Source organism: Paenibacillus anseongensis (assembly GCF_009757995.1).
Classification (GTDB): domain Bacteria; phylum Bacillota; class Bacilli; order Paenibacillales; family NBRC-103111; genus Paenibacillus_E; species Paenibacillus_E chondroitinus.
In genome coordinates this window covers 289,929-297,825 of the sequence record NZ_WSEM01000023.1, presented here as the reverse complement: position 1 = coordinate 297,825, position 7,897 = coordinate 289,929, and the positions used below count along the sequence as shown (strand labels likewise).

Here is a 7,897-nt window from a genome sequence, read left to right as displayed (position 1 = left end):
CCCAGTATGTAAGACCCCTTGTAGACGACGAGGTTGATAGGTTCGAGGTGGAAGTGCAGTAATGCATGCAGCTGACGAATACTAATCGGTCGAGGGCTTAACCTAATATAGGGATCTTTTGACGGAGTCAAAAGTCTCTCTGCTTGAAACCTAAATGTTCAAACCTTTACACAAGTTTCGTATCTAGTTTTCAGGGAATAATAATTCCTGAGTATATATGTCTTGGAGAGATACCCAAGTGGCTATAAGGGGACCCTCTGCTAAGGGGTTAGACTGCGTAAGTGGTGCGAGGGTTCGAATCCCTCTCTCTCCGCCAGTTCCAAACATATATAACACCTTTTATGTGGCGGCGTAGCTCAGCTGGCTAGAGCGTACGGTTCATACCCGTAAGGTCGGGGGTTCGAGCCCCTCTGCCGCTACCATAAAACCATTCCAGATGGAGGCTTAGCTCAGCTGGGAGAGCATCTGCCTTACAAGCAGAGGGTCGGCGGTTCGATCCCGTCAGCCTCCACCACTTTACCCCAAAAAGTGAAGTGTTTCCAAGATGGAGTTTCCGATTACTTTTCGGGGGCCCCGAAACTATATGCCGTTGTAGCTCAACTGGTAGAGCAACTGACTTGTAATCAGTAGGTTGGGGGTTCAAGTCCTCTCGACGGCACCATTTATAATGGTGCAAATTGAATTGTCATGGAGCCGTGGTGTAGAGGCCTAACATGCCTGCCTGTCACGCAGGAGACCGCGGGTTCGAATCCCGTCGGCTCCGCCATTCATCTTTTTCGTTGAATGGGACAAACTAAAAGAAGTACATAAGGCTCGGTAGCTCAGTCGGTAGAGCAGAGGACTGAAAATCCTCGTGTCGGCGGTTCGATTCCGTCCCGAGCCATTGAGATGGTTGTGCTGCTGCAACGCAGCACGGTTATCTCGCAATCTGGAGGCTTAGTGAAGTGGCTAAACACGGCAGACTGTAAATCTGCTCTCTCCGAGTTCGGTGGTTCGAATCCATCAGCCTCCATTTCCCTAAGAGCCATTAGCTCAGTTGGTAGAGCACCTGACTTTTAATCAGGGTGTCGTAGGTTCGAGTCCTACATGGCTCACTTTTATAAGTAAACACACAAGGCCGCGAGGGTCTTTTTTTGTTTTAATAATACGGATTACTTTTAACATACAAAAAAGCATCCCAATGAGGGATGCTTCTTTTATTTCAACTTTTCTGCAACGGAGTGCATTTTTTGAGACATGGAGGCCGCTTTATCACGGCGATCGTCGATTTTAATGGAGGTGGATACACGCTGCGCGCCATTCGTGAAAGGAACCTCATGTACAGCTCGAATGACCTCCAGAATTCGATCTAAGGAGCCTTCTAGGATAGTTCCCATGGGTGTCATTTCGAAGGTAATATCCGCGTGTTTTTCTAGTTCTTTGTGAAGATCAGCCACATATCCGCTAAGACTTGTTGTTGCTGTTCCGATTGGGATAATCGTGAATTCTACAATAGCCATGTATGTTGACGCGCTCCTTTCGTCTTGCCTGCTATGCTCTATTGTAGATGTTGGAAGATAGGAGATGCAACTAAACGATAGAGCAGCGCTGCCTTAAATACTTGCAAGTTCTATAATATAATCCGCAGTCCTTGCAGCAAGGGCCATAACCGTGTTGGTCGGATTGCAGCCGCTGGAGGTCACGAAGAGACTCGCATCGCAGATGAAAAGGTTCGGTATATCGTGGGTCTGACCATATGTGTTGACGACAGATGTAGTAGGGTTATTTCCCATGCGGCATCCCCCCATGAAATGCTGCGTATCCGGTACAACGAAGGCAATTTCGCCTCCAGCCGCTTTGAGGATAAGCTGCATGTTGTCTACAGCGTGATCAATGAGTTTGCGATCATTATCACCGTAATTAAAGGTGACAGCGGCACGTGGCATGCCGTAGTCATCTTTTTCGTCAGATAAGGAGATATGGTTATCCCACTGAGGAAGAACCTCTCCAACCATCGTGAGCCGTCCGTAGTGATTGTAATTAAGCATAGCTTGTCTTAGCCCTGCTCCCCAAAGAGGATCTTGTGTTGATTTGCTGATCCCTTCAGCCATATCTATCGGTCTGGAGCCGTGAGAATGAATCGTGTAGCCGCGAGCATAACCGCGCCGAGGATCCGTCTCATAGAAATCCTGAGTAGATGCTAGCACAGGAGTCCCTTTATAAAGACGAACCTCCTGCTCAAATTTGGCATACACGTCGTTGCTGCTATGTGTCATAATTGCACGACCTACCCATCCGCTAGAATTAGCTAGACCATCAGGAAATTGTGGTGACGCGGAATGAAGCAGCAAACGAGGTGTTTCGACGGCATGTGCGGATAAAATAACCGTTTTGGCACGCTGCCGGTACTCCGTTCCTTGATGGACGAAGAGCACACCGCTGGCATGACCGTTTGCGTCAACTTCGATCTGCGTGACCATGCAATCGGGGAGGATCTCTGCGCCAGCTTTTACAGCTTTGGGGATATGTACGGTCAAGGTGCTGAATTTGGCATTCGGCATGCAGCCTTGGATGCAGAAACCGCGGTTGATGCAGGGAGGACGACCATCAAAGGGAGCAGACAGAATGGCAAGCGGAGTAACGGCAGATTGAATGCCGAGTGCTTCGCAGCCCTTTTGAAACAGATAGGCGTTAGGACTTAAGGGGTCTCGTTCCGGATAGGGATAAGGCCCCCGAAAGTTGCCCCATGGGAAGTGTTTAGGTCCGGAAACGGCAATCTCTTTTTCAATCCGATTATAGTAAGGTTCAAGGTCTTTATAATGAATGGGCCAGTCTTCTCCTACACCATCGATGGATTTGGTTTTGAAATCCGATTCATGAAATCGTAAGAAAACGCCCGTAAAGTTTTGCGTTCCCCCGCCGACTCCCCGTCCCGAATTAGAGTAACCCATGCCTAGCGGAACGGTACCGTCTACAAGCCGAGTATCTTCCCAGCCTAACTGCCGCATACTCAACTCGTCACTCGCAAAATTCTTCTGAGGATCCCGCCAAGGTCCGGCATCCAAAACAACGACACTGAGACCGGCTTCACTCAGCTCTTTGGCCAGAACGCCGCCAGCGGCGCCTGCTCCCACGATTAAGATATCAACCTCGTCTTGCTCGTATCTCCTCTTCATTGCTCCTTCACAGCCTCCCAGGGGTCAAGCTGGCCTGTTTCTGCGCGAACATAACCACGCGGATAGGCAGGACCGCCGAACCCAATCTCCGACCATACCAAAGGATGAGAGTAATAAGCATCAACACTGAGCTTCAGCAGTTTTTGAAATAAAGCTTTCTGCGGGACGCCATCCCAATTTTCGGTCAGAGGGTAACTGTCGCTGCTGATTTGCAGCATAATGTGTCGCTGTGACGTCTCATCCAGTTGAAAAAAAGGTTTGCTGTTATCAATCCAACCAGTCTCATCAATGGCTTTAAGTCCTTGACGTAGAAGCGTGCGCGCAGGGGGGACATTCATTTTTCGCTGCCCCTCGCCTTTGTCCTGTGTGAGAACCTCGTCGATATGACAGAGGACGTACTGAATGATTTCCCCTCGATTATCATCCATAAGCAGTGAGCACCAAGCCCTCAGAGTTTCTGCCTCTACCTGTGTGAGGTACTGATACATGGTTTCACGCTGTAAACGTGCATTTACAATATTCCGAGTGTTGGCATCCCATTCCTTTTGCTCATCCATGACGTTATAAGTCGGATAATAGCTGTGATTTGTCATCAACAATCAACCTCCATAAATAGCAGTAAGACCTAGAATACTTAGAAAAGAAAATAGTAGAGGCATCAGCACCGGCGGTCCTGTGAGAAAGTTTCGTAAAGTAAAGCCGCCTACTCTTTTGCGTACACCACCTAAGTGAAAAGCAAAGCCGATTAATCCTTGTAGGACCCCAAGCCAAAAGATGAGATGCACAGCCGTATACCAACCATGACGATTGATCAGCGTGCACAAGATGGAGACAAAACTGATAAGAAGAGACAGGATAACAGGGCTCCACATTATTTTCTTATGAAAGTTTTGACGATAGTGCGATAAAGTCACTTGGATCCATAAGAGGAGATATGCGACCCCGATCAAGAGAATGATGACTCGGTCCAAAGACCATTGCGTCCAAACCATATGTAGTACCTCCTATAGGACGAATATCCCTTGTACAATTATTTCCAAAAATACAAAGTTTATGAGCACGCCGTCTTTTATGACGAACGGATGAAAGATTTGTTAGCATTACCAATCATGTGTGCGTAAGGAAACATTTTAGGAATGAAAGTCCTTTCATAGACATGGTAATCTTGTACTAGATTAAATGGACTTTTCCATATCTACTAACAAATACGTACTGGAGGATTTAAGATGATAAAGATTCTTGCAAGACGCACATTTGGAATAACGGCAGCGGTAACGATCGCTCTGTCAGCGACAACAGCTATTTCCGCATATGCCGCTAACGATGATATGGACGCAGTTTCACTAGCCAAGAAAATGGTAGGAGTCGATTACTCCAAAGGTAACGAAACGCCTGGTGCGGGGTTTGATTCCTCGGGCTTGATTTATTATGTCTATCAAACGTTGGATTACTCGATTCCAAGAACGCTTGCAGATCAATTTAAAATGAATAAAAAGACAATCACGGATATGTCCAAAGCGGAACCAGGTGACGTCTTGTTCTTTGGCAGTGGTAAGAATCCATCATTTGCTGGGATCTATGTCGGTCAAGGGAAAATGGTTATGTCTTCCCAAAGCAAAGACGAAGTCGTCACTCGTAGTGTAAATGACTATAAGAGCAGTTTCATTGGCGGGAAAAGTATTCTTTCCTCCAACGATCGGTTGAAGGCAGAGCTTATTTTGACTGCGCAGAAATATTTAGGTACACCGTACGTCTTCGGAGCGCCATATGGACAAACCAAAACGATGGATTGTTCATCTTTTGTGAAGACAGTGTTTGCTCAGTACGAAATAGCGCTGCCGCGGGTATCTCGCGATCAAGCCAAAGAAGGTAAGTTTGTCAGCAAAAGCGATTTGCAGACCGGCGATTTAGTCTTCTTCACAACCGTAGATTCAGGGAAAAATATTGGCCATGTAGGGATTTATGTAGGTGATAACATGATGATTCATACGTACGGTGAAGGCGGCGTGAAATTTACGTCGATTAACAAAGAGTGGTGGGCGGATCATTACGTGACGGCACGTCGGGTTTTAAAGTAGAAGAATAGCTATCAATCAACGGAACCCTTATGCAGCCTAGTTGCAGGAGGGTTCTTTTCCATGAAACCTGCCAGATATGGTACAATAGGGAGATAGAGATAGAAGAAAGCTAGGACTAAGGAGAGACGCAGATGGATTGGGAGCGCATAAAAGAACGTTTGGAAGCGGTTTTACAGACACCTATGCACATTGGTTTGATCTCTGAAGCAGATTGGTTGCACTTATCCGAAGAACAAGCCGAACACCCGGCGAGCTTTTGTCGAAGTATTGAACGTGGGCAAGATGTGTTGTTTTATTTAGCTAAGGAACACAAGGATATACGCGTTTTACAGATCGCTGGAGCCAAGCTGACGGCATCTGAGCGCAAACTCGTCGAAATGACGGTTGAGTCCAAACAAACACAGGAAAAGAAACAACGAGGCATTTACCTGTCTGAAGATGAAAGAAAAGCTCATCAGTTAAGGGATTGGCTGCTTCAGCAAATGGAACTCGGTTCGACTTATGCGGAGCTTCCAGATGCGCTTGCCTCACAATCCTCTCTGTATTCAACGAAAATTCCGCTGCTTTTATACGGGGATTATTCTCAAAGCCAGAGCGTTTCTTACGCGGAGCTGAAGAAGCTGCTGGAATCTTTCTTTGAATCGGAGATTATTCTGATTCCTCTCATGGATAAAGAATGGCTGATTCTAGCGCCGGAAGGTTTACTAGCAAGCGGAAGTGAGGAGCGCGAGGGCGACGAAGAAGAAAGCGTAGAACAAATTCTAGATGCCCTAGGTTCAGGTTTATATGAAATGCTCGCGAATGAGTGGGTGGGAGAATGCCATCTAGCCATCGACTATCCGGTGAAACCCGCGAAATCGCTGTTTGCTACGATTCTCAAACTAAGGGAAACGATCATGCTGGGCCGCTCTTTTCACGTAGGCAGCTTCATTCATCTCCGTTGGGAGCTTCGCTTGGAAAAGCTGCTGCATCTGATTGAGGAAGAGGAGAAAGCCGAATTCCTGGAGCAGGTGCTGCGCGGCACCGACCATGCGCTGGACGCGGAGACGGTTACAACCCTTGAACATTTCTTCACATTAGACTGCAATGTTAGTGAAACGGCGAAGAAGCTTTATATTCATAGGAACACGCTATTATATCGATTGGACAAGTTCAAAAATGAGACCGGACTGGATGTCCGAACGTTTAATCATGCGGTTTTAGTGAGACTTGCACTATTATTGTACAAAGTAACGAAAAGAAAGTGATTTTTTTGTAGGTATTGTGCATAGTCAGTCCGGGCTTCGTGGGGTAAGATGAGTATAGTCAAAAGTTGATGAACAAGTAGTGTACATCGATAAATCGTAGGGGGAATGAACACATGGCAGGCGTACGTTTAAATCATATCGTTAAAAGATATTCTGGTGCAGAAGAATCTACAGTTAAAGATTTCCATCTTGAAATTGCAGATAAAGAGTTCGTCGTATTGGTTGGAGCTTCCGGTTGCGGAAAATCCACAACTCTTCGTATGATCGCAGGATTAGAGGAAATCACTGAGGGTGAACTTTACATCGGAGACCGCCTAGTTAATGATGTCGCTCCTAAAGACCGCGATATCGCGATGGTTTTCCAATCCTATGCCCTTTACCCGCATATGACTGTTTATCAAAACATGGCATTCGGTTTGAAACTTCGTAAATTCAAAAAAGCTGATATCGATGCTCGCGTTCGCGAAGCAGCGAAAATCTTGGATATCGTTCACTTGCTGGACCGCAAACCAAAAGCTCTTTCCGGTGGTCAACGCCAACGTGTTGCCTTGGGTCGTGCGATCGTTCGTGAGCCACAAGTATTCTTAATGGATGAGCCGCTTTCCAACTTGGATGCGAAACTTCGCGTACAAATGCGTGCGGAAATCACAAAATTAACAAAACGTCTTGGTGTTACGACAATCTACGTAACGCATGACCAAATCGAAGCAATGACAATGGGCGATCGCATCGTTGTTATGGATAAAGGTATCATTCAACAAGCAGCTACACCTGAAGAAATCTACAACTTCCCAGTGAACATCTTCGTTGCGGGCTTCATCGGATCCCCATCCATGAACTTCATGACAGGTACACTGTCACAAGAAGGAAGCGGAATCTTCTTCAAAGCAGGTTCTGTTAACGTTGAAGTTCCAGCTGGTAAAGCACAAGTACTGAAAGACAAAGGATATGTTGGTAAAGAAGTGATTCTGGGAGTTCGTCCAGAAGACATTCACGAAGAGCCAGTATTCTTGGAAGCTTCCCCGAACACAGTATTCAACGTAAACGTTGAATTGACTGAGAACTTGGGTCACGAAATGTACTTGTACCTGAACGGTATCGGCGCTAACACAGTTATCGCACGTGTAGATGGCCGTTCCGGAATCAAAGAAGGCACAAACGTGAAATTGGCTTTGGATATGAACAAAGTTCATTTCTTCGATAAAGAATCCACATTGTCCATCTTAGCGAAATAAGTTGGAACTGATGGAACTGAAAGGGCCAGCCGGAATCGGCTGGCTTTTTTGCTGTTTGGGGAGAAACAGGAAGTTTGCGAACACTTTAGTTGATTTCAGTATCGTATTCCATTACGATGAAACTAATGGAAAGAAATGAGTATGAGCAGATGAAGCAGGTTTTGCTCAGGCAAAACGCAGAG

The 7,897-nt window shown here is 46.3% G+C and carries 7 protein-coding genes, 8 tRNA genes and 1 rRNA gene; 12 read left to right on the top strand and 4 right to left on the bottom strand.

Going from position 1 to position 7,897, the window contains the following annotated elements:
- The 9 genes from GON05_RS27785 to GON05_RS27745 form a co-directional block, all read left to right on the top strand.
- A 23S ribosomal RNA gene (locus GON05_RS27785) occupies positions 1 to 105 on the top strand; the annotation flags it as partial.
- Positions 106 to 224: 119 nt separating this feature from the next.
- Positions 225 to 316, top strand: a tRNA-Ser gene (locus tag GON05_RS27780).
- A gap of 29 nt (positions 317 to 345) precedes the next feature.
- Positions 346 to 422, top strand: a tRNA-Met gene (locus GON05_RS27775).
- 16 nt (positions 423 to 438) lie between these two features.
- Positions 439 to 514: transfer RNA gene (locus GON05_RS27770), tRNA-Val, on the top strand.
- Between the two features lie 71 nt (positions 515 to 585).
- Positions 586 to 661: transfer RNA gene (locus GON05_RS27765), tRNA-Thr, on the top strand.
- 28 nt (positions 662 to 689) lie between these two features.
- Positions 690 to 766: transfer RNA gene (locus GON05_RS27760), tRNA-Asp, on the top strand.
- Between the two features lie 44 nt (positions 767 to 810).
- A tRNA-Phe gene (locus GON05_RS27755) sits at positions 811 to 883 on the top strand.
- Between the two features lie 47 nt (positions 884 to 930).
- Positions 931 to 1,012 (top strand) — tRNA-Tyr (locus GON05_RS27750).
- Positions 1,013 to 1,021: 9 nt separating this feature from the next.
- Positions 1,022 to 1,094 (top strand) — tRNA-Lys (locus GON05_RS27745).
- Between the two features lie 102 nt (positions 1,095 to 1,196).
- Here GON05_RS27745 and GON05_RS27740 read toward each other — a convergent pair.
- From GON05_RS27740 to GON05_RS27725, 4 genes are all read right to left on the bottom strand, one after another.
- On the bottom strand, positions 1,197 to 1,499 hold the full coding sequence (locus GON05_RS27740) for an MTH1187 family thiamine-binding protein (RefSeq protein ID WP_157323762.1): 303 nt from the start codon (positions 1,497 to 1,499) through the stop codon (positions 1,197 to 1,199).
- 93 nt (positions 1,500 to 1,592) lie between these two features.
- Positions 1,593 to 3,155, bottom strand: a complete 1,563-nt coding sequence (locus GON05_RS27735; RefSeq protein WP_157323760.1) for a GMC family oxidoreductase — start codon at positions 3,153 to 3,155, stop codon at positions 1,593 to 1,595.
- Entirely contained in the window at positions 3,152 to 3,748 is a 597-nt protein-coding gene (locus GON05_RS27730; protein ID WP_157323758.1) for a gluconate 2-dehydrogenase subunit 3 family protein, read from the bottom strand. Before GON05_RS27730 ends, GON05_RS27735 begins: the two co-directional genes overlap by 4 nt.
- A 6-nt stretch (positions 3,749 to 3,754) precedes the next feature.
- Positions 3,755 to 4,147, bottom strand: coding sequence for a hypothetical protein (locus GON05_RS27725; RefSeq protein WP_157323756.1), 393 nt, complete (start codon positions 4,145 to 4,147; stop codon positions 3,755 to 3,757).
- A 234-nt stretch (positions 4,148 to 4,381) separates the two neighbouring features.
- Here GON05_RS27725 and GON05_RS27720 point away from each other — a divergent pair, with 234 nt between their 5' ends.
- The 3 genes from GON05_RS27720 (at position 4,382) to GON05_RS27710 (ending at position 7,715) form a co-directional block, all read left to right on the top strand.
- Positions 4,382 to 5,233: a C40 family peptidase gene (locus tag GON05_RS27720; RefSeq protein WP_157323755.1), complete on the top strand. Its 852-nt coding sequence runs from the start codon at positions 4,382 to 4,384 to the stop codon at positions 5,231 to 5,233.
- A 131-nt stretch (positions 5,234 to 5,364) separates the two neighbouring features.
- On the top strand, positions 5,365 to 6,480 hold the full coding sequence (locus GON05_RS27715; RefSeq protein ID WP_127458381.1) for a PucR family transcriptional regulator: 1,116 nt from the start codon (positions 5,365 to 5,367) through the stop codon (positions 6,478 to 6,480).
- 113 nt (positions 6,481 to 6,593) lie between these two features.
- Positions 6,594 to 7,715 (top strand): ABC transporter ATP-binding protein, encoded by a 1,122-nt coding sequence (locus GON05_RS27710; protein ID WP_157323753.1) that lies wholly within the window; start codon positions 6,594 to 6,596, stop codon positions 7,713 to 7,715.
- Positions 7,716 to 7,897 lie beyond the last annotated feature (182 nt).